Consider the following 23,462-nt stretch of genomic DNA (forward strand, 5'->3'; position numbering starts at 1 on the left):
TTTGGCATTCCTAAAAATACTAGTACCCTTTTCCAAAAGAAATAAAACACACCATTCTTCTTGAAAAAATAAACAAATGAATGGTTGGAAATCTAAAGTTGACAGATATGATGGCGTAAGTCTCCTCGTCGCTGGCTCCTGCGGGGCCTTCTCGCTCATACGATTCCCAGAAGTCGCCGCCTGCGCTCCAATTAACTAGTGTATCCTATTCAAGGACATCGAAAGAAGGAAGTATAAATCCAATCCACTTCAATGCGCAAGTTGTCCGTTATTGGCTCCATGTACGACGAGTAAGCATCGTGGGAAATCATTGAACGTCCTATTTGGGCGTATGTGGAAGAAGTCGATCATTTACGTCATAAAAATTGTCCATGCAGGCGATACTGATTATTGTTGCTATGTATTTGAAGAAGGTAGCTAAATGGATATAGCAAAGTCCAAAATTGGCAGAAGAGTACGACTCTCGTTAATAGGGGCCATTTGTCACTACTATTTCTGATAAAATTTAAAAAGGTATTCGGAATGTGATCATTCCGAATACCTTTTGTCGTCTATCGAATACTCATCTTAAATTCTAAAAACAGCTCATTGTATTTTCCTAAGTAATCAGGACCTAGGTTTTTATATACTTCTAAAGTGTCCCGTTGTTCTTCTGAAGGGTAGTAGCGTTCATCAGTAACCACTTCTTCATCCATTAAGTCCATCGCCGCAATATTAGGCGTAGAATAACCTACATAATCGGCATTTGCAGCTGAAGAGTCAGCATCCAACATAAAGTTAATAAAGGCATGTGCACCATCAATATTTTTTGAAGTTTTTGGAATGACCATATTATCAAACCATAAGTTAGAGCCTTCATCCGGTACAGCAAAGTCTAACGCCTCATTTTCGAACATCATATCTGCTGCTTGACCAGACCAAGTAAGGGCAACAGTCGCTTCATTATTAATCATTAGTGGCGTAATTTCATCGCCAATAATTGCTTTGACATTTGGTGCAAGAGTTATTAGTTTATCTGTAGCCTGACGCAGTTCCTTATCATTTAAAGAGTTTAGAGAATAGCCAAGGCTGTTCAAGCCCATGCCAATTACTTCGCGTGCACCGTCTACTAAAAAGACTTTACGCTTTAATGAAGGATCCCACAAATCTTCCCAAGAAGAGAAGTCTAAATCGCCGACAAGACTTGGATTATAGACGATGCCGACTGTTCCCCAAAAGTACGGAACAGAATATTTATTGTCATCATCAAATGGTAAATCTAAAAAATAAGGGTCAATATTTGTAATATTAGGGATTTTCGTTTTATCTAAAGGAATAAGTAAATCTTCTTCTTTCATTTTTTCAATCATGTATTCAGAAGGTACTGCAATATCGTAAGCAGTACCACCTTGCTGGATTTTCGTCATCATGGCTTCATTTGAGTCGAAGGTTTCATAAATGACATGGATGCCTGTTTCTTTTTCAAATTGTTTCAACAAATCAGGGTCAATATATTCTCCCCAGTTAAAAATGGTCAATGTATTTTTGCCACTTTTTCCACCACCAGCACTCATGGCATCAGCAGCGTACATTAACAGGGCGGAAACGACAAGTATTGCGATAGTCGCTTGAATTAATTGCTTCATTGTTGTCCCTCCGTTCTTTTACTAGCACGGCTTGTCATGAAATAATAGCCAACAACGACGAGCACAGTGACGAAAAATACTAACCCTGAAATGGCGTTTACTGTTAAGGAGATACCCGCACGTGCCATCGAATAAATTTCCACAGATAATGTACTAAAGCCGTTACCTGTCACGAAAAATGTCACCGCAAAGTCGTCCAGTGAATACGTTAAAGCGAGAAAGAATCCCGCAAAAATACCAGGTTTAATATAAGGTAAAATAACGCGCATCATGATATCTTTTTTCGTTGCACCAAGATCTAATGCGGCATCGATTAATGATTTATTCATCTCTAATAGTTTTGGTAGGACCATTAAAACAACGATCGGTACACTAAACGCTACATGTGCCAATAATACAGAAGCGAAGCCTAATTTAATGCCAACCATTGTGAATAATATTAAAAAGCTTGCACCGATAATAACATCTGGGCTTACGATCAACACATTATTTAACGAAAGTAATGTATTACGCATTTTTGAATCTTTTACTGTGACGATCCCAATTGCACCTAATGTACCGATAATTGTAGAGATTAGGGCAGAAAGCAAAGCTACAATTACTGTATTAATTAAAATAACAAGTAGTCTGGAATCCTCAAAGACCGCTTTGTAATGCTCTAATGTAAAGGATTCGAAGTTATTCATTGAGCCGCCACTATTAAACGAGTAAAAGACCAAGTAAAGAATAGGCGCATATAAGACGATAAAAACCATTGTTAAATAGATCTTTGCTGATGTAGATAGTTTTGTCATCGTACGCGACCTCCTTTATCTTTTTGCCCTGTAATTAACATAATGATGACCATGAATAAAATTAAGAATACCGCAATTGTTGAACCCATCCCCCAATTTTGTGTTACAAGGAATTGCTGTTCAATCGCTGTACCAAGTGTAATCACTCGGTTACCTGCGATTAAGCGTGTAATCATGAAAAGGGATAATGCAGGGATAAAAACAACCTGTATACCTGATTTAACACCATCTAACGTTAGTGGTAGCACAACACGACGGAAAGTTGTAAAAGCAGAAGCTCCTAAATCACGTGCTGCGTAAATCAACGTTGGATTTAAGCGGTCCAATGAATTGAAAATCGGTAAAATCATAAAAGGAATGAAAATATAAACAGATACGAAGACAAAGCTAAGATCTGTGAAAAGCATCTGTTTTGGGTCAAAACCAAAAACTTCAATAACTGCATTAATTGGGCCGTATAAACCAAAAATCCCGATAAATGCGTATGTTTTTAATAAAAGATTAATCCAAGAAGGAATAATAATAAGTAATAGCCAAAGTTGTTTATGCTTTGTTTTCGTTAAAAAATAAGCTGTCGGATAGGAAATTAATAATGTAAAGAACGTAATTAAAAACGCATACCAGAATGAACTAAGAGTCATTTTTAAATAAACAGACGAAAAGAACGCTTTATAGTTATCGAACGTAAAATTGCCATGAATATCTAGTAGGGAATAGTACACAACGAGGGCAATCGGCGCGATAACAAATAATGCAATCCATAAGACATATGGAAATAACGCAGATTTTGATGTCTTAGTTTGCATCTTCGTCGTCTCCATAGGCTTCTAAGCGTTTATCAAATTCTTCCTCTGTCTCATTTAAGCGCATAACATGGATTGCTTCTGGATCAAAGTCTAAACCGATTTCTGTCCCTACTTCAGCTTTTTTCAGAGAATGCACAAGCCACTCATTGCCGTCCTTATCGTAAGTAGATAACTCATAATGTACCCCACGGAATAATTGTGTATCTACTTTAACGATTAGTTTCCCTTTATCGACTGTTGTCATTTCCAAATCTTCAGGACGGATGACAATATCGATTTTTTCATTTGATTTCATCCCCTGGTCAACACATTCGAAAATCTTACCAGCAAATTCAACTTTAAAGTCAGCGATCATTACACCAGGTACGATGTTTGATTCTCCGATAAAGTCAGCAACAAAGCGGTTAATTGGCTCATCATAAATGTCTACAGGTGTACCAGATTGTTGAATTTGGCCTTCACTGAGAACAAAAATTTCATCACTCATTGCTAAAGCTTCTTCTTGGTCGTGCGTGACGAAGACAAAAGTCTTACCAAGGCGTTGCTGTAATTCACGTAACTCATACTGCATTTCCGTACGTAGTTTTAAATCTAAGGCAGACAGTGGCTCGTCGAGTAAAATAACCTCTGGATCATTTACAATGGCACGGGCAATTGCGACACGTTGGCGTTGACCACCAGACATCTCAGAGATTTCACGGTTACCATAGCCCGCTAAGTTGACGAACTTTAGGGCTTCTGTGACACGTTCTTTGATTTCATTTTCAGCTAATTTTTTAATACGTAGACCAAATGCGACATTTTCAAAAACATTCAAATGTGGGAACAATGCATAATCTTGAAATACTGTATTCACTTGGCGTTCGTTTGCTGGTACTGCATTGATTTTTTTATCGTGGAAAAACACATCACCTGTTGTTGGTTCAGTAAATCCTGCAATAATACGCAAAATCGTTGTTTTGCCACAACCAGATGGACCAAGTAATGTATAGAACTTTCCTTTTTCAAGCTCCAGGTTAATATTTTTTAAGACGACAGTGCCGTCATTATAAGATTTAGAAACATTTTCAAAGCGGATAATTGAATTCGTTGTCATTGATGCGCCTCCTTAAGCTATAAGTATGAATCCGTTGCGACGAGTAAAATTTTCGTTTCATCGTCATGCGCGTTAAAAATTTGATGATGATCAGCTGCGTCAAAGTAGAGCGCATTGCCTTCACTAGCTATATATTGTTCTTTCCCCAAAACAAGACGTATACGCCCTTTGACAATATAAATAAATGTTTCTGATAACGACGGCTCGAAATGTTTGAATTCACCGCCAGCATCTAGTGTCAGGAAAATAGGCTCCATTTCTTTTTCATTTGATGTTGGAATAAGCCATTGAATTTCATATTTTTTTTCTTCGTCTGTATAAATAGATTGATCTTCTTCGGTATATACGACCTTTTGTTCGGGTGCTTCATCATCAAAAAATTCCTTAGGAGTTGATCCTAAAACTTCTAATAATGAAAATAGTGTTTCAATGGAAGGTGAATTTAAATCACGCTCCAATTGTGAAATATAGCCTTTACTTAAATCTGTACGTTCTCCAAGTTCTTCTTGGGTGAGACCTTTTTTCAAACGAAGCGCTTTAATTTTTCCTCCAATTTGCATCTTTTCCCTCCTAGAAGAAGTTTAGCAATCATAAACTTTCAGAAAATGAAGTTTACTTTAACGAAACTTTTAGTTTACTAAAAACATTACTATTATACATAATAATAAAGAATTTGCAATCGTTTTTGATGAAAAAATAGGATAATTTTCACGAAAAAGATGCCCGAGAATGATGTCTTAAATTTTTGTATATTCTAGAATAAAATTGTGAAAAGTAGCGAATAAATAAGATGTAGGAATGAATAAGTTTGGGTATTTGACAAATATTTGTCAACATACTGGCAACCAGGAGCATGGCGAAGTGTACTTCGTTGAAAAACTACGATTTCTTTGCTATCGTAGAAGACGAGTTCGCAAGTGCGAATGGAATATCTAACTACATATTTATTCGGAGGGATATAACAATGGCAGAACGTATGGTAGGCAAACAAGCACCAAACTTCACAATGGAAGCAGTACTTCCAGACAAAACTTTTGGTAAAGTATCTTTAGAAGAAATTAAAGCACAAGACAAATGGACTGTACTTTTCTTCTATCCAATGGACTTCACTTTCGTATGTCCAACAGAAATTACGGCAATGAGCGATCGTTATGATGAGTTCGAAGACTTAGACGCAGAAATAATCGGTGTATCTACGGATACAATCCATACGCATTTAGCTTGGATTAACACTGACCGCACTCAAAATGGCCTTGGCGATTTAAAATACCCTTTAGCAGCGGATACAAACCACACAATTTCAAAAGAATATGGTGTGTTAATTGAAGAAGAAGGTATCGCATTACGTGGTTTATTTATCATCGACCCAGCTGGCGAACTAAAATACCAAACAGTATTCGATAATAACATCGGTCGTGACGTAGATGAAACTTTACGTGTACTTCAAGCTTTACAAACTGGTGGTCTTTGCCCAGCAAACTGGCGTCCAGGTCAAGCAACTCTTTAATCTTAAAATGAATAGTACGTCCCCACGACATAGTTTGTGGGGATATTTATTCTTTATTTAGCAGAGAGCCCATCTCTTTGGAAGCATCGAGGGTTTCTACTGTACAGAGGGAATCTAATGAATCCCTAGTGAATAAAGTTAAGCCTCCGGCGGATGTCGTGTATTTTTTAGAATGTATCGAGCAAGTTCGATAAAAATTCGGACGCAATTACGCCGAGACCGTAATGGATACAATAGGGGAGGATTTTTGATGAAACTTCGAGAACAAATGCCTGAACTTGCAGGCGCAACAACTTGGTTAAATGGTGAAGTGACAAAAGCAGATTTAGTAGGCGAAAAACCAACATTAATTCACTTTTGGTCCGTAAGCTGTCATTTATGTAAAGAAGCTATGCCAGACGTGAACAATTTCCGTGATCAGTACAAAGATGAACTAAATGTTGTTGCTGTGCATATGCCACGGTCTGAAGCAGATACAGATTTAGAGATAATTAAAGCCGTAGCTGCTGAACATGACATCGTGCAACCAATCTTTGTAGATAGCGAAATGAAGCTAACAGATGCATTCCAAAACCAATACGTACCAGCGTATTTCGTTTTCGATAAAGACGGTCAGCTTCGTCATATGCAGGCTGGTGGAAGCGGTATGAAAATGCTAGAAAAACGTGTAAATCGTGTGCTAGATGAAATGCGTAACGCTTAAGTATAATATTTATGAAGGCGGGGATATTTTAAATCCTCGTCTTTTTTTAAAAGAAAAAATGACACGTTATACGATTGATGGAATTTAGCCGTCCATACGCACGATAAATGTTTGGCCAATTCTTTATTTAAAAGTAATGACCTAACAAGATTATCGAAAATAATAGCTAGTATACTTAGAGTGACGAATAGTCTCCTGTTTTGACGATACATATGACAAAGAATAAGTTAAACTAAAAGTAATTGTAGTTTTCGGAGGGATTTTTAATGATGAAAAAAGAGTTTGCTGTCATTGGACTGGGACGTTTCGGTGGTAGCATTGTTCGTGAATTAATGAGTCAGGGTGCACAAGTAATGGCGATTGACAACTCCTCAGAGCGTGTGGATGAATTCGCTGCGATTGCCACTCAAGCAGTCATTGCGGATTCAACAGATGAATCCGTACTAAATTCATTAGGCATTCGTAATTTTGAGCATGTCATCGTGGCCATTGGCGAGGATATTCAAGCAAGTATCTTGACGACCATTATTTTAAAAGAGCTAGGTGTAGAACAAATTACAGTGAAAGCTCAAAATGACTATCATGAAAAAGTACTGCGTAAAATTGGCGCTGACTTTGTCGTCCACCCTGAGCGCGACATGGGTATTCGTATTGCCAATAACATGTTATCAAATACAGTGCTCGATTATTTGGAGTTATCCGATGAGCATTCCATAATGGAGTTAAAAGCAAATGATGCCATTGCAGGCTACTCCATTATGGACCTTGATATTCGTGCAAAGTATGGCATTAACATAGTTGGTATTAAACGTGGTACAGATATTATTGTTTCACCACAAGCGAGCGATAAAATTTTGTTAGGAGACATCATGCTTCTAATAGGTGCAGATGTCGATATAAATCGTTTTGTGAAAAAAGCGATGAGAGATTAAAAAGAAGGTGGGGGCTTTGTGTTAGGAACCCCGTTATAAGTAAGAGGTAAAAAAAGCATTCATCCACTTGAATACTATGGAAAATAAAAAGGGTAGTGAAACAGCATAATGCTGTTTTCACTACCCTTTCCTATTAGGATACAATCGTTGCTTTACCTTGTAATGCACGTTCTTGCATGTCTAGGTCAAATTCTTTTTCAGACTTTGATACGACAACGCAAGCGACCCCGTTACCAATTAAATTTGTTACGGCACGTGCCTCTGACATGAAACGGTCGACCCCAATTAATAGTGCAATTCCTTCAACTGGAATCATTGGAAAGGCTGCTAGTGTCGCTGCTAATGTGATAAAGCCAGAGCCAGTCACACCAGCTGCTCCTTTAGATGTAATCATTAAAATCCCAAGTAGTGTAATGATTTGAATCCAAGTCAAGTCCATTCCATAGGCTTGTGCAATAAATAATGCTGCCATAGAAAGGTAAATTGAAGTTCCATCTAGGTTGAAGGAGTATCCTGTAGGTACAACTAAACCAACAACTTGCTTTGAACAACCGAAATTCTCTAATTTACGCATCATAGACGGTAAAGCCGATTCAGATGAAGATGTACCGATTACTAAGAAAATCTCATCTTTAATGTAGGCAATAAATTTAAAAATGTTAAAGCCAAAAAATTTCGCAATTGATCCCAAAATTAATACGACAAATAAGAACATTGTAATATATACCGCTGCCATTAATAAACCTAAGTTTCCTAATGATTTTAAACCGAAATTACCAATTGTATAGGCCATCGCGCCAAATGCACCGATTGGTGATATTTTCATAACCATACTTACGATTTTGAAGAAAATTTCTGCCACTTGTTCAAAAAATGTAATGACAGGTTTAGCAGGTGCTCCAATTGATGCGGCTGCTAAACCAAACAAGATTGCTGAGAATAATACTGGTAGAAGTTGTCCAGTTGCTAATGCTCCTACTACGTTTTCAGGAATGATGCTATAAATGAAAGCACCTAAGCCTTGTTCAGATTCTGCTGCTGCTGTTGTATATTTTGAAATATCAGCATCGGCAGCGCCTGATGTATCTAAACCAGTACCAGGGCTAACAATTAATGCAACCGCAATACCAATTGCTAAAGCAATCGTCGACACGATTTCGAAATAAAGTAATGCCTTTCCGCCGATTTTTCCGACCTTTTTCATATCGCCCATGCTACCAATGCCAATAACAACTGTTAAGAATATAATTGGTGCGATTAACATTTTAATAAGCTTGATGAATAAGTCTGCCAAGATTTTAAGACTTGCGCCAAATTCAGGGAAAATGGCGCCAACAATAATCCCTAAAATAATAGCGACAATAACTTGAACAGTCAAATTTTTCAGTAATTTCATTTTATGCTACCTCATTTCTAAATTTTCTCTTTGTTATCGTTTTCACTAACAACATCATATCGAATACTTTTTGAAAAATGAGATTTAGAAAATAAGAAACATAACGTTCATTAAGTACATTAATCAACAACATACTAGAAACCTAGTATTTTCAACTGTTTAAACTGTTATGGTACGCTTGAAGTACTTTTGTATTGTTATAATACAAAAATATTTAGTACTCAATAGAGTTAGTTTTATATTAAAATTTTGTAATATTGTTCATAAAGTTCATAAGAAGCTACTGATTGTGAGGCGTAAAAGTGTTGTCAAAAGAATTTTTTGACGATAATCTTAAAAGCATAGAACGACCGTTTGTATCATTGTGTAGTTGCAAAACGAAAGGAATGAATAGCCAAATGATGAAAATGCCCGTGAACGGCAAAATACTGTTAGTGACATTTTTAATCATTGTGTTCTCCTTTTTACTTGGCGGCATTTTTGTACTTGGTAATTTACTAGCCGAGCAAGAAAAGGATTTTGGACAGCGTGCAATGCTCGTTGCGCGAACGGTATCAAATATGCCAGAGCTAAGTATGCACTTGAAAAATGACAATATTTCAGAAGCAGCGAAAAATGTCAATGCAATTGTAGATGGCATTCGTGTTATTAATAAGGCAGAGTACATTGTTGTGATGAACATGGATCGGGTTAAGCTTTCGCATCCAGTGAGTAAGGAGTTAGGTATGCGCAGTGAATCATGGGATCTCAATGCAGCATTCAGTGAGCATTTTTATGTTTCAAAGGCACGTGGTGAAGCTGGTGTGATGATTCGTGCTTTTGTACCTGTAGTAGATGACGCCAAAGAACAGGTGGGTATTGTCGTTGTCGGTTATCCATTGCCCACATTCATAAAAATGCTACAAAATTATGAGCGTGAAATCCTTATTACCGTTTTACTATCACTTGTTTTTAGTATTTGGGGCGCATATACACTCGGACGACACATAAAAAAACAAATGTTTGGACTTGAACCTCATGAGATTGCGAAGATGTATGTAGAGCGAACAGAAACCTTTAATGCTATGCATGAGGGTATTATTGCAGTTGATAAGGAAATGAATATTACAATTTTTAACGAAAAAGCTGCTGCTATTTTAGGGGTAGCTAAAAAAACGGAGGTTTGTATTGGCAAAAAGATATACGATGTTTTGCCTGATACTCGTCTCCCTGAAATTGTAGAAACAGCATCGCCTGTTTATAACCAAGAGCTATACATTAACCATCATAGTATTTTGAGCAATCGCGTACCAATTATAGTAAATGGTGAGTTAGTTGGTGCGGTGGCAATGTTTAAGGATTTAACAGCAGTGAAAAAACTCGCTGAAGAAGTAACAGGGGTAAAAGCATTTGTACAGGCACTTCGTGTACAAACACATGAACATAAAAATAAACTCCATACCATTGCTGGGTTATTGCAGTTAGGCCATACGAAGCAGGCACTAGAATACGTAACAACTGCAACTGAAAACGAGGCCTCTTTAACGAAATTTTTTAATGAACGTTTTCATAATGAAAACATTTCAGGGCTATTGTTGAGTAAAATCAGTTACGGCAAAGAATTAGGTATTCAAGTAGAAATTGATCGCAAAAGCCATTTTAAAAGCTTTCCACCTCTTTTAGACCATCATGATTTTGTTGTGTTGTTTGGCAATTTAATCGAAAATGCCTTTGAAGCATTAAATATTCTATCTAAAGACGATAAATATGTATCTATTTCTGTTGATGAGCATGACGGTATGTTAGCGATTGCTGTATCAGATAATGGTATTGGTATGACGGAAGATGTACAAACTCGTATGTTTGAAAATGGATTTTCAACAAAAGCAAGTGAAAATCGTGGTATTGGCTTACATTTAATTTATGAAATTGTGAATAAGGGCAACGGAGAAATTGAAGTGAAGAGCGAGTATATGAAAGGGACAAGTTTTTTAATTTTATTTGAGTTAGGAGGAAAATAGATGGATATAATTCACGTGTTACTGATAGAAGACGATCCGATGGTACGAGAAGTGAATAGGCAATTCATCGAACAAATCGAAGGATTTTCGCTAGTTGGCTATGCAGGCAACGGTATTGAAGGAATTGACAAAATTAAAGAATTAAAACCTGAGCTTGTTTTTATGGATATTTTTATGCCCGAGCAGGATGGTATCATAACATTAGGGAAAATTCGTGAGGAGCATCTTGCAGTCGACGTCATCGCTGTGACGGCAGCAAATGATATGTCAACAGTACAACGAATTTTGCATTTAGGTGTCTATGATTATATAATGAAGCCCTTTACATTTGAACGCATTGAGCAAACGTTAAAAAATTATCAAGCGTATAAAGTGAAAATAACAAGCATGCAAGATTTAACGCAACATGATGTCGATCATCTGATGCAACAGCGTATCCCTGAGCGAACATCCGCCCCACAAGTGAATCAGACAATAGAGATTGATGAGTTACCGAAGGGCTTTAACCGTGCTACGCTAGATAAAGTACTTGCGTATATTCAGGGAAGCAAAGAGGCGGTATCGGCGGAGGAAGTATCAACCTATATTGGTACAGCGCGTGTTACAGCTCGGCGCTATCTAGACTTTTTAGAAAAGCAGAATCTGCTAAAGGTTGATATTCAGTATGGAAGTGTCGGACGTCCTATTCATCGTTATTATATCTAAAACAAAAAAGCTTGAACTGCTCCCTAAAAATAAAATGGATGTGCCATTTAGGTGGTAATTAAAGACTTCGGTATGCGCTGGAGTCATTTTTTCTAGTGTCTATTATAGTTATGATAGTGTTAAACTTATCGGTCTATCATCTTGGTTAGTAGTCACTTGATAGCAGCAACTCCGACAGCAAATAGAGCACTCAGTACGAAAGGAGACTTAATTATGCTAATTAGAGAAGCGAGACGAGAAGATGCTGAAGGAATAATTGCTGTGATGAGAAATGCGGAAGAGTCTAATTTCATGTTATTCGGTCCTGGTGAACGCAAGCTAGAACCCAAACAATTTGCAATATTCATTGATAAAATTTGTAATAAGTTCCATTCGGCATTATTCATTGCTGAAATAGAACATAAAATTGTTGGTTATTTAATTGTTCAAGGAGATACTCCTTCTAGAATAGCCCATCGAGCTTATATTGTAATTGGTATCCACAGTGATTTTAGAGGTAGAGGAATAGGTACAGCATTATTTAGCAAATTAGATGACTGGGCAAAAGACAAAGGCATACATCGTCTGGAACTTACAGTTATGGTGGATAATACGGTAGGTGTTGCATTATATAAAAAAATGGGCTTTGAGATAGAAGGGACAAAGCGACATTCCTTATGTGTCAATGGTAGCTATGTGGATGAATATTATATGTCAAAGCTACTGTAAACTAAAAGTAATGCCATTATAACAAAATATGTATTTTTTGCATTGAGAAATTGCCCCATCGAGCTCTGTAGGTACAGACTTTCTGGGGCAATCTTTTATTCGCGATTTAATAACGCTTATCTGTTGCAGATGTATTTTTTGTTTTTGTTTTATTTTTCTCATCCTTAACCTTGTCATTTAATTCTTCAACAGGTATCGGATCCACCGTTTTCATATCTTCATGCTTGTCGAAAATACTTTCTTTATCTGTATCTAATACATCTGGATTGTTAGTACGGCGTGTATTGGCTTGTTTCTTCTCATCCATTTTTTCTCACCTCTTACCTATATCATTCACTCATTTAATAGAGTTTAAACATGCTAGATTAGGTAAATGACCATAAAAAGTGAATCCCTTTTTAGTCGTTTGTATGTTTTGTAGAAGGTGCGCCAGCTGCTAGTAATGCCTTACTACCAAGTAAGAAAAATCCTAGGATAAATAATAGGGCACCCGTTCCTATAAGCAACCATTCAATAGCAATTACATCAGCGATAGGTCCAAAAATCAGCATTCCTAATGGCATCATGGATGCTGAAATCATACCAAGCACACCAAAAACTCTGCCTAAATAATCCCCTTCCACCTTCTCTTGCAGTAAAACTGTGGCAGGGATATTGAATACAGGCATGGATATCCCTGTAATCGCCATGAAGGCAAGGTACAATGAAAAGACTGGCATAATACCAAGTACAACAGTACAGGCACCAAATAATAATGTCGCAAGTGTCATAGTATGCACTTTGTTTTTAAAGCCACCCCATGAAGCCATCAATATCCCACCAATTAACATACCCAAGGCAAATGTAATTTCGATAGCTGTTAGGCGCCAAACATCATTACCGAAGCTTCGTGTCACCTGTAATGGAGTTAAGAACGCGGCAGGTGCAGCTAGTATCATAAAGAATGCAAAAAAGATAAAAAACCTTTTCAAGAAATTATGTTCTTTAATGTACGTAAATCCTTGTTTCATATCAGTAAAATAGCCTGTAGTTTGCTTTTGAGCGGCTTTGGCATGTATAGGAACATGCAAAAATACCAGTAGTGTACTAATTGCAATTGCGGCTGTAATGACATCGATAAAGAAAATCGATTCCAACGAAGCTTGTGTCAATAATGCGCCACTAGCCATTGGAGAGATAATCATCACAAAAGCCTGAATACTGCCGTTTGTACCATTTACTTTCATTAGTTTATCTTCAGGAACAATTTGTGGAAGAATTGCACCGACTGCAGGTGTTTGAATGCCAGCACCTATTGCGCGAATGGCAGATATGGCAAATAGCAACCAAAGTGAGTCATGGCCCAGTAAAAATAAAATTGCTAAAATAAGTGTGGAGAGGGCAATCATGCCATCAGCCAGAATTATTAACCATTTGCGATTATAACGATCGGCCCAAACACCAGCAATCGGTGATAGGAAGAATGTAGGTAAGAAACCGCAAATAATAGAGATTGTCATCATGACACCTGATTGTGTGCTTAACGTGATGTACCACGTGATGGCATATTGTACGAGTGAGGAACCAAAAAGGGAGATGGTTTGGCTACCTAAGAAAAGGATAATATTCCTTCTCCAATTTTCCATTGCATTTGTTTGCGTCATTCAAAAATCATTCCTTTCAGTTAAATAAAAAAACACAGGGTATCTGCCTGTGCTGAGAATAAGAGGGAGGTCTAAAGTCTTGAAAGAGGCTCATTATATTTTGGGAAAAAATATTAGATAACTTCTAAATAATCGGCACTCAAATAAAAAAATTATACCTGAAATCATTTCATTGAACCTTTCCTCTCCATGTCGTTCAATCAAAAATAGCCAGATTAATTTTCCCGCATTAATTACCAATCAGTGGGAGATGAAGAAAACCCCACTGATTGTATAAATAGCCATTTTAAATTTAGAGACAACAAAAAGAGGGCGACTAGCCCTCTTTTTACATAAACGTAAAACGAAGATTTTCCTAAAATAGGCAGACCAATACCAATCCCATTTACTCTGCACAGCAGGCAAAGCTTTGAACGTATTCAATTAACGGTTCAAATTATGGAATCGAAATCTACCTGGCATCTAGGGAAACCTCCATTTCTTAAAAGTTATGTTAATAGTAGCATGGTCTGTTATTGTTGGCAAATAAAAATAAAAGCATGTTCCAGCATGTATTGGACACCATTGAGGATTATATAGATGGTAGATTTTACGCAGGTTCTAAATTTGTCCAATAATACGAGGAAGTTGGTTGTGGTTTTTCTTATATTGGAGAAATTGTTTGGTTGGCGATTTGATGATAAGTAAAAATGAGGTCGTTCCATTAACGGAATGACCTCATTTACATGTTCATCATCTAGATTTTAATGATTAATTTTCTTCAATATCTTTACGATTTTTCTTTAACATTTTTGATAGCAGTTCATATACGATTGGTACAACTACTAATGTTAGTAATGTTGAAGATAATAAACCGCCGATTACAGTGATGGCAAGGTCTTTGGAAATCAGACCACTCCCGCCGCTACCGAATGCCATTGGTAGCATTGCGCCGATTGTAGCAATGGCAGTCATTAAGATTGGGCGTAAACGAGTTGCACCCGCTTCTAAAATTGCTTCACGCATTTGTAGTCCGTCACGTTCCATGTGAATGATACGGTCTACAAGGACAATGGCATTAGTTACGACGATACCAATTAACATTAATAGCCCCATCATAACTGACACGGAAATCGTTTGACCTGTCACATATAGACCAACAAATGCACCAATGACAGCGAATGGTAATGAGAATAGGATGGCAAACGGTGCTAAACCTTCACCAAATGTTACAACAAGAATGAAGTACACAATAGCGATTGCTGCTAGCATAGCGATACCAAGTTGTGTAAATGTTTCTGCCATATCAGCAGCGACACCAGCAACGCCAGTTGTTACACCTTTAGGTAAGTCTAATTCATCGATTTTTTTATCAGCTGCAGATGATGCTTTTGAAATATCATCGCCGATAATGGTACCTGAAACCGTTGCAAAGTATTCACCTTTCGAACGAGATAATGAATTTAGTGTAGTACCCTCTTCTACTTCCACTAATTCACCGATTGTCATTGTTGTACCTAAAGCAGTTTTAATTTCAGTTGCTAAGACATCATCCAATGATAATGCTGCTGCTTTTGCTTCGCGTTGCACGATTACATTAATGTCTTGACCATCGTGCTCAACCGTTGTTAAAACTTCTTGCGACGACGTAGTATTTAAAGCCATTACAATTTGTGCAGTTGTTAAACCATATTGTAAGACATTTTTCTGATCTACTTTTAATACGTGCTCTATATATGGATCTTCGTTATCAGATTTAATATCTTCTAAACCGTCCACATCTTTTAGTGCGCCTTCTACTTGTTTTACTGCTTCACGAAGATTATCTAGATTTTCACTATATAATGTGTAGCTGACTTCGTTTGAAGACATAGACATAGATGAGAAGTTTTGTGTTTTCCATTCACCGGACTGACCGATGTTAAATATATAATCTTCAACGTCTTCACGTGCACCAGGGAAATCTTTCATATCTGGATCGAAGATTAGGTACATTAAGGCACCGCCAGCACCGCCACCCATCATCATTGTAGCTGGATCTGCGTTTGTAGCATCAGTAATGGACACCTGTAAGATATCAATATCTTTACGTTTCATTAATTCTTTTTCTACTGCGGCAACATTGGCTTCTGTCTTATCCATAAGCTCACCCGTAGCAGGAGTATACGTTAAATACATAACCTTTTCTTCCTGAGAACCCATAAAGCTAAAGCCGATTAATGGCGTTAAAGCAAGAGAACCAACAAGCATTACAACCGCAATAGCCGAAGTAATGAATTTATGATTTAAAGCTTTTTCTAATATACCTCTATACCAAGTAGCTAGTTTACCTACCTCTTGATGCTGGCTTTCTTTTTTCTCACCGTATAATTTCTTACGGAATAGGAAATGAGATAGCGCTGGTACGATTGTAATTGCAACTAATAATGATGCCCCTAAAGCAAATGACATTGTTAAAGCGAACGGCATAAATAATTCACCAACCATACCACCTACAAAAATAAGGGGAGCAAATACTGCAACTGTTACTAATGTAGAAGAAAGGATTGGTTTGAACATTTCAATTGTCGCTTCACGAATAAGTGCGCGACCAGTCATTTTTTCTTGCTTTAAATGGATGCGTCGATAAATATTTTCTACAACAACGATGGAGTCATCGATTACACGACCAATGGCAACTGTAATTGCACCGAGTGTCATAATATTTAACGTAATATCCATCCAGTTCAGTAATAGTAATGCCATAAACACAGAAACTGGGATAGAGATAATAGAAATGATGGTTGATTTGAAATCACGTAAGAATAGTAAAATGATCAGTACGGCAATGGCACCACCGAACACCGCTTTTTCGATCATTGTGAACACTGAATCTTCAATCGGAGCACCTTGGTCCAGTGAGATGTCAATGTTTAAACCATCAATCGCTTTTTCTTCATCTTTAATAAGATCTTTTACTGCATTTACAACTGTTACGGTATTGGCATCTTGACCTTTTACGATTTGAATCGCGATGGCATCTTTACCGTTTGTACGTGAAACAGATTGTACTTTACCTTCGACTTCAATCGTGGCAATATCACCTAAACGAACGAATGGGGAAGGTTGTGTAGCTGAAGGTGTTACAGGGATTAATAACTCTTTTAATTCTTCTACTGATTTGACTTTACCATCTACAGAAACGGCCTGTTCACCAACAGTAAACTCATATAAACCAAGTGATAATGCCATGTCACTTGCTTGAATCATTTGCTTTACAGAATCCTCTGTAAGGCCAAGTGCAGCCATTTTTTCTTCATCGTATTTAAATGATACTTGCTCAATGTGCTGTCCTGTAATGGTTGCTGAAGCAACACCATCAATTTTTTCGATTTTAGGAAGTAGAATATCTTCTACGGTTGATGTAAGTTCAACGATATCTTCATCAGAGCTACTTGCTGATAAAGCGATAACTGGCATCATGTTCATACTAATGGCCATAATAGTAGGCTCTTGTGCACCTTCAGGTAGTGTCACATTATCTAAAGCCGATTCTAACTGACGTTTTTTCTCATCCATATCGATGCCGTAGTCATACTCAACTTGTACTTGTGCAACGTTTGATGAGGAGGTTGAGTAAACTGCCTTTACATCTTCTAAACTTTCAATGGATTTTTCAAATGGTATGGACAGGTCGTTCATGACTTGTTCCGGAGTTGCACCAGGATAAACGCCCATAACAATTAAGTATGGAATCGAAATATCAGGAATGGACTCCATTTTCATACGTGTGCCTGAATAAATACCTGAGACAGTGATGATAATTGTTAATAACCATACTGCGAGTTTGTTTTTTAATACGAAATTAACTAAACCTTTCACTTTCACACCTACCCTTTATTGACTTACTAGATTCAATTATTTATAATAATGACTACTCGGTCATTTGTCAATGAAATACGCTAGGAGAGAATTAAAAATATGTTAAAAAAGCAACTTATTATGGAGAAGGCATTGGAGCTATTTTCTGAACAAGGCTTTGAAGCTACATCTGTTCAGCAAATAACGGAACGTTGTGGGATTTCAAAAGGTGCATTTTATTTGTCCTTCAAAACAAAAGATGAACTTGTTTTCTCGATGGTGGACTACTTTTTACAGCAGTTTATTACCGATGTTGACCAAGTAGTCAGAAGTTCGCTCAGTAAAGATATTTTACTAGTTGAATTCTATAAAAGTATTTTTCAAGCGTTCAAAAAGCATTCTGCATCTGCTCGCGTTTTTTTTAATGAAAAAGTATTTGTTAAAAAGAAAGAATTATTTCATAAAGTGAATGCTTACGAATTGGATATGTCAAAGTCAATTGTCTACATGCTTGAACAACTATATGGTGAAGCACTACAAAAAAATAAATATGATGTGATGTATTGTATAAAAGGGTTCATGAAAAGCTATGCACAACTTTTTCTTTTCTCTAATCTTCCGCTAGACTTGGACCAATTAGCTAGATCCTTAGCGGAAAAGACGGATATTATAGCGCGTCATACAACAATCCCTTTTATTACAGAAGAGCTCATTCAGTTGGTATCTAAACCTTGTGATCAGGAGTTCATTACAAAGGAGTCATTGTTGCATTTAATTGAACAGAGTATAGAAATGTTAGAAGAATCTCTTGAACGTGAATCACTTGAGCTATTAAAAGAACAAGTAGAGCAGACAACATACAGCACACCAATAATTAAAGGGTTGATTGAAAATATCCGGTTAAGGCAAGATTGTCAATGGGTTGCTTATGTAATAAATAAATATTTTAAGTTTTAAACATGGGATAGAGTTGTTCACAGGACATGGTGGACAATTCTTTTTTTTGTATGGACAATTAATTTGAAGTATTCACAGCTTTTTAGGAATGGGGATACATTTAACATAAAAATGTTTAGCTTTGATGTGGTGTTACTATATACGTTAAATAACAAAAGAGGTTCCGAAATTCACGAAAGAAACAAAATTTTTTCCTAAAATGTGACTTGCAACATCACAGTGAACAATGTCAGTATGCTATCGCTAGTGATTGTTATCGTAGATTGTCATGTCGTTAAGCGCTACTGCCAGCGGACAGCGTGTATACACAGGTTGTATTCAGAAATAAGAAAAAAGCCTGTAGACAAACTCGAAATTGTCCGAGTTTGTCTACAGGCAGAGGCTACGTTTATTTTGCGTAGCTTATTAGCACAATAGATTACACTTCCATAATGATTGGTAAAATCATTGGTCGACGCTTTGTTTTTTCGAATAGATAAGGTCCTAAAACGTCTGTAATATCATTTTTCAGCTCAGTCCATTGTGGCGTTTTACCTTGAATCGATTCATTAAGATGGCGATTTAGCATTTTTTGCGCTTCATTAATCATCGTACCTGATTCACGCATGTAAACAAAACCTCGTGAAATAATATCAGGACCAGAAACGATTTTTTGATGTTCCATATCAACACTTACAACAACAATTACTAAGCCTTCTTCTGAAAGAATTCGTCGATCGCGTAGCACGATATTGCCGATATCTCCAATACCATTGCCGTCAATATAAACATCGCCAGAAGGGATGCGACCAGCTACATGTGCTTCGTTAGCACTTAGCGCGAGGACATCACCGTTTTCCATAACGAATGTATTTTCAAGCGGTACATCACAGTTTTCAGCTAAATGTGTATGCATTTTTAACATACGGAATTCACCGTGTATCGGCATAAAGAACTTAGGTTTCATTAAACGTAACATCAGTTTTTGTTCTTCTTGAGAACCGTGTCCAGATGTATGAATATTATTTAGTGCACCATGAATAACTTCAGCACCAGCACGGAAAAGTAAATTAATGATTCTATTGACACTTACCGTATTACCTGGCACTGGAGAAGATGAGAATATCACTGTATCGCCTGGTTGAATCTGAATTTGACGATGCGTACCATTAGCAATACGAGAGAGGGCAGCCATTGGTTCCCCCTGAGAGCCTGTACATAAAATCATGACTTCATTTGCCGGTAGGCGATTAATGCTTTGGGCATCGATAAATGTGTCCTTAGGCGCATTAATATAGCCTAATTCACGACCAATTGTAATGGCATTATCCATAGAACGACCAAAGACAGCGATTTTTCTTCCGTATTTTATTGCAGCATCAGTCGCTTGTTGTAAACGGTGAATGTTGGATGCAAATGTTGCGAAAATTATACGGCTATCAACCTTACGGAAGATTTCGTCGATACTTTTCCCAACTGTACGTTCAGACATTGTGAAGTTAGGTTTTTCAGCATTTGTACTATCAGATAGTAAGCAAAGTACACCATCACGCCCAATTTCAGCCATTTTTGTTAAGTTGGCAGGCTCACCTACTGGCGTAAAGTCGAATTTAAAGTCACCTGTATGCACGATGTTGCCAGGTGGTGTTTTTACGACAATACCATATGCATCTGGAATACTATGCGTTGTTCTAAAGAAGCTAACCGATGTTTTTCGGAATTTAATAACATCTTCTTCTTTAATTTCAATCAGTTTTGTAGTACGTAGTAAGCCGTGTTCTTCAAGTTTGTTGCGTAATAAGCCAAGTGCAAGCTTACCACCGTAAACAGGAACATTTACCTGACGTAGTAAGTACGGAATACCACCAATGTGATCTTCGTGTCCATGCGTAATAAATAACCCTTTAATCTTATCGACGTTACGCACTAAATAGGTATAATCTGGAATAACATAGTCAATGCCGAGTAGATCGTCTTCAGGGAATTTAATACCAGCATCAATCAAGATCATTTCATCTTGAAATTGAACGCCGTAAGTGTTTTTGCCGATTTCGCCCAGTCCGCCGAGCGCGAAAACAGCTGCTTGGTCATTTTTAACAAACTTCATGTTTGTTAAATTTCCTCCAAGATGAAGTTCGGACTAGCTTGTTCATAGGCTAAATAATTACCTTCAAGCAGTTGAACGAACTCAATGTTGTAATGTCGGTCTTGTAACTTTTGACGTACTTCACGTTCTGAAGCAGCTTCAAGGTAAAGACTTTTAGTGTTTTCGCGAACTGGAATCTCATTTGCATTTTCTTGATAATAAACTTTGTAAATCATAGTTTGCTCTCCTTTGATTGCGTACATTATTATTGCACCTTTGTCTATTACCACACACGTACTACAAGAAAAAACCGCAAATTTCTAGTATACTAATAAAGAAATGGGCGTTTGACTTTCTTGTACCTCAGAACTTCAATCTTGCACTATTCATGAAAAGCAATGAGACAGTGGTTGCGCATAGCCAAATTAATGCATTTCCTTTATATTATCACGCAGCTACTTTAAAATAAAGAAAAGCCCTTCAAATAATGAAGGGCAAATGTTAGGCAATTGATTTTTTTCCGAGTAGGCCGCGAAGTTGCTTCAACAATTTTTGCTTTAGTTTCTTCAGCATGGCACATCACTCCTTAGGATCATTATAATTAAAAACGTTGCTTGTGTAAAGTAGTTAACCTTTGCATGATACATAAGGAAAGGAATTATATAATGAAAAAAATATTATTTTTTGACGTAGATGGTACGCTTTACAACAGTGAAAAATTATTGCCGGCTTCTGCGAAAGAAGCGTTATTGGAAGCGCGTCGTAAAGGATATGAGATTGCCATTGCGACTGGACGTGCACCATTTATGATTCAATCTTTGCTAGAAGAACTTGATATTCATACATATGTGACTTTTAACGGACAGTATGTTGTCTATCAAGGTGAGGTTGTCTATGCAAATGGTATTGAGAAAGAAGAGCTTGCGAATATTATTGCCTTTGGTGAAGCACGCAATGAACCTGTTGTTTTTTTAGATGACAAGCAGATGATTGCATCAGTTGGGAATAATGACATGGTAGCGGAGAGCTTACATACATTAAAATATCCGTATCCAGCATTAGACTCATCTTATTATATGCAGCACAACGTATATCAAACACTCATTTTTATGGAAGAAAAAGATGAACCTTTGTATTGTGAGACATTCCCCAATGTACAATTTGTACGCTGGCATCAATATTCTTGTGATATTTTGCCAAAAGGTGGATCAAAAGCTGCTGGAATTGCCAAGTTACTCACGAAGATGGGGCTAACATTAGATGATGCCATCGCTTTTGGAGATGGCATAAATGATATAGAGATGCTACAGGCTGTCGGTACGAGTATAGCAATGGGGAATGGTCATGAAAAAGCAAAGGCTGTGGCAACACATATTGCCGAGCATGTGGATGAAGATGGCCTTGCAAAAATGATGCGACTGTTAAAAATAATTTAAATGATCGGCTTCTTCACTTTTTCCATGACCTACTCGACAAGTGGTTGAAACATACGACTATCATGAACATTTCTGGGTGTGACAATTGCCCCTAAGACAAAACCAAAACAATCAGCGGCTACAAGAAACGACTACGCAAACTGCTTTGTCCGTTCATTTTTTACATAGTAGCCACTCTCAGGCACGATGTGGTCAATTGTCAGCATATCTAATTGATGTCGTTCATTATTTTTATTTGTCGTCCTCCTATCCATCACCTCATTCATTTAGAGACGACCACTAGTTGATTGGAGCGTAGGCGGCGACTTCTGCGGGAATAGCATGAGTTGAAGGCCCCGCAGGAGCGTAGCGACGAGGAGACTGAAGCCGTGCCTGCGAAAAGCGTCCGCCGTAAAGGAAATCAACGAGTTCATATACTATGGAGGTTGGTGATCCCACTTCAGATATACTTGAAGCACTAAATGCAGGTGTGTGGTCTGTAGGTGTCATTATCGGAAGCTCGGAAATGGGTTTGTCTGAACAGGAGTTTATGGCTTTATCTAATGAGGAGCAACAGCGCGTCATTGAAAAAACAAAGCACATTTTTGACGAAACGGGCGCACATTATACCATCCAAACGATGCAGGAACTTCCCGGCATTGATAGAAAAAATTAATGAACGCTTAGAAAAAGGGTTAGTACAGTCATAAATTAACATGAGAATGAAAAAGTCTTCCCAGGTTGCGTAGTGTCTACCGCACTGACCTAAAAAATTGAGACAAATAAAAACACCTTTCGTTGAAAAACGGGTATTGTACCTTATCAAATCAACGTGGAGGTGTTTTTCTATGAGGACAAGAGTTAGTTATCCAGTAGAAGTGAAAATGAAAGCAATTGAAATGAGATTAGCAGGGATTCCTGTAAAACAAGTACTAGAGGAGCTAAATATTCGTAACCATTCTCAGTTAAAAACATGGATGAAATGGTACAGGAATGGTGAATTACATCGTCTTGAACAACCTGTAGGAAAACAATATACCTTTGGCAAAGGACCTGAATATGAAAGTGAAACCGCTAAGTTACAAGCAGAGAATCGTTATTTAAAGCAACAAATTGAAGTTTTAAAAAAGTACGCAGAGTTGGAGTGGAAGTGGTCCCAAAAGTTGTAGTTGCGCTAGTAGAGGAGCTAAAAGAAATTATGCCGATTGGTGAAATTTGCCGTCATTTAGGTGTAGCCCGTTCATCGTATTATCGCTGGAAGGCCAATAGAAACAAATTAACTCAAAAGGAT

Annotated in this window: 20 protein-coding genes and 2 pseudogenes; 10 read left to right on the forward strand and 12 right to left on the reverse strand. The window is 37.4% G+C overall.

The annotated features are described in order from the left end of the window. Positions 1-551 precede the first annotated feature (551 nt). Genes H131_RS06240 through H131_RS06260 form a run of 5 tightly spaced genes read right to left on the reverse strand, consistent with a single transcriptional unit; the run spans position 552 to position 4,881 of the window. On the reverse strand, positions 552-1,625 hold the full coding sequence (locus tag H131_RS06240) for an ABC transporter substrate-binding protein (protein WP_010858238.1): 1,074 nt from the start codon (positions 1,623-1,625) through the stop codon (positions 552-554). Continuing rightward, on the reverse strand, positions 1,622-2,419 hold the full coding sequence (locus H131_RS06245; RefSeq protein WP_010858239.1) for an ABC transporter permease: 798 nt from the start codon (positions 2,417-2,419) through the stop codon (positions 1,622-1,624). Before H131_RS06245 ends, H131_RS06240 begins: the two co-directional genes overlap by 4 nt. Further along, positions 2,416-3,225: an ABC transporter permease gene (locus H131_RS06250; protein ID WP_010858240.1), complete on the reverse strand. Its 810-nt coding sequence runs from the start codon at positions 3,223-3,225 to the stop codon at positions 2,416-2,418. The genes H131_RS06245 and H131_RS06250 overlap by 4 nt, the downstream gene beginning before the upstream one ends. After that, complete coding sequence (locus H131_RS06255) at positions 3,215-4,321, reverse strand: ABC transporter ATP-binding protein (RefSeq protein WP_010858241.1); 1,107 nt, start codon at positions 4,319-4,321, stop codon at positions 3,215-3,217. Before H131_RS06255 ends, H131_RS06250 begins: the two co-directional genes overlap by 11 nt. Positions 4,322-4,338: 17 nt before the next feature. Then, positions 4,339-4,881: a helix-turn-helix domain-containing protein gene (locus H131_RS06260; protein WP_010858242.1), complete on the reverse strand. Its 543-nt coding sequence runs from the start codon at positions 4,879-4,881 to the stop codon at positions 4,339-4,341. A 404-nt stretch (positions 4,882-5,285) separates the two neighbouring features. Between H131_RS06260 and H131_RS06265 the strand changes: the two genes are divergently transcribed. The 3 genes from H131_RS06265 to H131_RS06275 all read left to right on the forward strand — a co-directional run bounded on the left by H131_RS06265 (position 5,286) and on the right by H131_RS06275 (position 7,463). Beyond that, complete coding sequence (locus tag H131_RS06265; RefSeq protein WP_010858243.1) at positions 5,286-5,828, forward strand: peroxiredoxin; 543 nt, start codon at positions 5,286-5,288, stop codon at positions 5,826-5,828. Between the two features lie 250 nt (positions 5,829-6,078). Beyond that, complete coding sequence (locus H131_RS06270) at positions 6,079-6,531, forward strand: TlpA family protein disulfide reductase (protein ID WP_010858244.1); 453 nt, start codon at positions 6,079-6,081, stop codon at positions 6,529-6,531. Positions 6,532-6,800: 269 nt separating this feature from the next. After that, complete coding sequence (locus H131_RS06275) at positions 6,801-7,463, forward strand: potassium channel family protein (RefSeq protein ID WP_010858245.1); 663 nt, start codon at positions 6,801-6,803, stop codon at positions 7,461-7,463. A gap of 133 nt (positions 7,464-7,596) precedes the next feature. On the opposite strand, the gene H131_RS06280 is transcribed toward H131_RS06275, so the two are convergent. Continuing rightward, positions 7,597-8,859: a dicarboxylate/amino acid:cation symporter gene (locus tag H131_RS06280; RefSeq protein WP_010858246.1), complete on the reverse strand. Its 1,263-nt coding sequence runs from the start codon at positions 8,857-8,859 to the stop codon at positions 7,597-7,599. Between the two features lie 398 nt (positions 8,860-9,257). On the opposite strand from H131_RS06280, the gene H131_RS06285 reads away from it, so the two are divergent. The 3 genes from H131_RS06285 to H131_RS06295 all read left to right on the forward strand — a co-directional run bounded on the left by H131_RS06285 (position 9,258) and on the right by H131_RS06295 (position 12,272). After that, complete coding sequence (locus H131_RS06285; protein WP_010858247.1) at positions 9,258-10,859, forward strand: ATP-binding protein; 1,602 nt, start codon at positions 9,258-9,260, stop codon at positions 10,857-10,859. Then, entirely contained in the window at positions 10,860-11,564 is a 705-nt protein-coding gene (locus H131_RS06290) for a response regulator (protein WP_010858248.1), read from the forward strand. Positions 11,565-11,777: 213 nt separating this feature from the next. After that, the gene (locus H131_RS06295) at positions 11,778-12,272 is read left to right on the forward strand and encodes a GNAT family N-acetyltransferase (RefSeq protein ID WP_010858249.1); all 495 of its coding nucleotides are present in this window, start codon (positions 11,778-11,780) and stop codon (positions 12,270-12,272) included. A 106-nt stretch (positions 12,273-12,378) separates the two neighbouring features. Here H131_RS06295 and H131_RS06300 read toward each other — a convergent pair whose 3' ends face one another. The 3 genes from H131_RS06300 to H131_RS06310 form a co-directional block, all read right to left on the reverse strand. After that, the gene (locus tag H131_RS06300; protein WP_010858250.1) at positions 12,379-12,579 is read right to left on the reverse strand and encodes a hypothetical protein; all 201 of its coding nucleotides are present in this window, start codon (positions 12,577-12,579) and stop codon (positions 12,379-12,381) included. 91 nt (positions 12,580-12,670) lie between these two features. Beyond that, positions 12,671-13,897, reverse strand: coding sequence for an MFS transporter (locus H131_RS06305; protein ID WP_155242485.1), 1,227 nt, complete (start codon positions 13,895-13,897; stop codon positions 12,671-12,673). A gap of 768 nt (positions 13,898-14,665) precedes the next feature. Continuing rightward, the gene (locus tag H131_RS06310; RefSeq protein WP_010858252.1) at positions 14,666-17,755 is read right to left on the reverse strand and encodes an efflux RND transporter permease subunit; all 3,090 of its coding nucleotides are present in this window, start codon (positions 17,753-17,755) and stop codon (positions 14,666-14,668) included. Between the two features lie 99 nt (positions 17,756-17,854). On the opposite strand from H131_RS06310, the gene H131_RS06315 reads away from it, so the two are divergent. Then, a complete protein-coding gene (locus H131_RS06315) occupies positions 17,855-18,691 on the forward strand; it encodes a TetR/AcrR family transcriptional regulator (protein WP_010858253.1) in 837 nt (278 codons plus the stop codon). A gap of 418 nt (positions 18,692-19,109) precedes the next feature. On the opposite strand, the gene rnjA is transcribed toward H131_RS06315, so the two are convergent. Together rnjA and H131_RS06325 are read right to left on the reverse strand one after the other, a co-directional pair. Then, on the reverse strand, positions 19,110-20,777 hold the full coding sequence (gene rnjA, locus H131_RS06320) for a ribonuclease J1 (protein ID WP_010858254.1): 1,668 nt from the start codon (positions 20,775-20,777) through the stop codon (positions 19,110-19,112). 5 nt (positions 20,778-20,782) lie between these two features. Next, positions 20,783-20,992 carry a DNA-dependent RNA polymerase subunit epsilon gene (locus H131_RS06325; RefSeq protein ID WP_010858255.1) on the reverse strand — a complete coding sequence of 70 codons (210 nt, stop codon included), beginning with the start codon at positions 20,990-20,992 and terminating at the stop codon, positions 20,783-20,785. A 429-nt stretch (positions 20,993-21,421) separates the two neighbouring features. Between H131_RS06325 and H131_RS06330 the strand changes: the two genes are divergently transcribed. Continuing rightward, positions 21,422-22,192 carry a Cof-type HAD-IIB family hydrolase gene (locus tag H131_RS06330; protein WP_010858256.1) on the forward strand — a complete coding sequence of 257 codons (771 nt, stop codon included), beginning with the start codon at positions 21,422-21,424 and terminating at the stop codon, positions 22,190-22,192. 32 nt (positions 22,193-22,224) lie between these two features. Here H131_RS06330 and H131_RS24265 read toward each other — a convergent pair. Further along, positions 22,225-22,374, reverse strand: a pseudogene (locus H131_RS24265) (IS5/IS1182 family transposase); the annotation flags it as partial. 236 nt (positions 22,375-22,610) lie between these two features. Here H131_RS24265 and H131_RS06335 point away from each other — a divergent pair. Both H131_RS06335 and H131_RS06340 read left to right on the forward strand, forming a co-directional pair. Next, complete coding sequence (locus H131_RS06335; protein ID WP_010858257.1) at positions 22,611-22,847, forward strand: phosphonoacetaldehyde hydrolase; 237 nt, start codon at positions 22,611-22,613, stop codon at positions 22,845-22,847. A gap of 172 nt (positions 22,848-23,019) precedes the next feature. Next, positions 23,020-23,462, forward strand: a pseudogene (locus tag H131_RS06340) (transposase family protein); the annotation flags it as partial.

Source organism: Lysinibacillus sphaericus OT4b.31, from assembly GCF_000392615.1.
In the GTDB taxonomy this organism is placed as follows: Bacteria; Bacillota; Bacilli; order Bacillales_A; family Planococcaceae; genus Lysinibacillus; species Lysinibacillus sphaericus_B.

Excerpts from the sequence above, each read along its gene's own strand:
- H131_RS06270 (WP_010858244.1), top strand. The coding sequence starts at position 6,079 with ATGAAACTTCGAGAACAAATGCCTGAACTTGCAGGCGCAACAACTTGG.
- H131_RS06245 (WP_010858239.1), bottom strand. The coding sequence starts at position 2,419 with ATGACAAAACTATCTACATCAGCAAAGATCTATTTAACAATGGTTTTT.
- H131_RS06265 (WP_010858243.1), top strand. The coding sequence starts at position 5,286 with ATGGCAGAACGTATGGTAGGCAAACAAGCACCAAACTTCACAATGGAA.
- H131_RS06285 (WP_010858247.1), top strand. The coding sequence starts at position 9,258 with ATGATGAAAATGCCCGTGAACGGCAAAATACTGTTAGTGACATTTTTA.
- H131_RS06330 (WP_010858256.1), top strand. The coding sequence starts at position 21,422 with ATGAAAAAAATATTATTTTTTGACGTAGATGGTACGCTTTACAACAGT.
- rnjA (WP_010858254.1), bottom strand. The coding sequence starts at position 20,777 with ATGAAGTTTGTTAAAAATGACCAAGCAGCTGTTTTCGCGCTCGGCGGA.
- H131_RS06315 (WP_010858253.1), top strand. The coding sequence starts at position 17,855 with ATGTTAAAAAAGCAACTTATTATGGAGAAGGCATTGGAGCTATTTTCT.
- H131_RS06250 (WP_010858240.1), bottom strand. The coding sequence starts at position 3,225 with ATGCAAACTAAGACATCAAAATCTGCGTTATTTCCATATGTCTTATGG.
- H131_RS06325 (WP_010858255.1), bottom strand. The coding sequence starts at position 20,992 with ATGATTTACAAAGTTTATTATCAAGAAAATGCAAATGAGATTCCAGTT.
- H131_RS06295 (WP_010858249.1), top strand. The coding sequence starts at position 11,778 with ATGCTAATTAGAGAAGCGAGACGAGAAGATGCTGAAGGAATAATTGCT.
- H131_RS06280 (WP_010858246.1), bottom strand. The coding sequence starts at position 8,859 with ATGAAATTACTGAAAAATTTGACTGTTCAAGTTATTGTCGCTATTATT.
- H131_RS06255 (WP_010858241.1), bottom strand. The coding sequence starts at position 4,321 with ATGACAACGAATTCAATTATCCGCTTTGAAAATGTTTCTAAATCTTAT.
- H131_RS06300 (WP_010858250.1), bottom strand. The coding sequence starts at position 12,579 with ATGGATGAGAAGAAACAAGCCAATACACGCCGTACTAACAATCCAGAT.
- H131_RS06290 (WP_010858248.1), top strand. The coding sequence starts at position 10,860 with ATGGATATAATTCACGTGTTACTGATAGAAGACGATCCGATGGTACGA.
- H131_RS06335 (WP_010858257.1), top strand. The coding sequence starts at position 22,611 with ATGGAGGTTGGTGATCCCACTTCAGATATACTTGAAGCACTAAATGCA.
- H131_RS06275 (WP_010858245.1), top strand. The coding sequence starts at position 6,801 with ATGAAAAAAGAGTTTGCTGTCATTGGACTGGGACGTTTCGGTGGTAGC.
- H131_RS06260 (WP_010858242.1), bottom strand. The coding sequence starts at position 4,881 with ATGCAAATTGGAGGAAAAATTAAAGCGCTTCGTTTGAAAAAAGGTCTC.
- H131_RS06305 (WP_155242485.1), bottom strand. The coding sequence starts at position 13,897 with ATGGAAAATTGGAGAAGGAATATTATCCTTTTCTTAGGTAGCCAAACC.
- H131_RS06240 (WP_010858238.1), bottom strand. The coding sequence starts at position 1,625 with ATGAAGCAATTAATTCAAGCGACTATCGCAATACTTGTCGTTTCCGCC.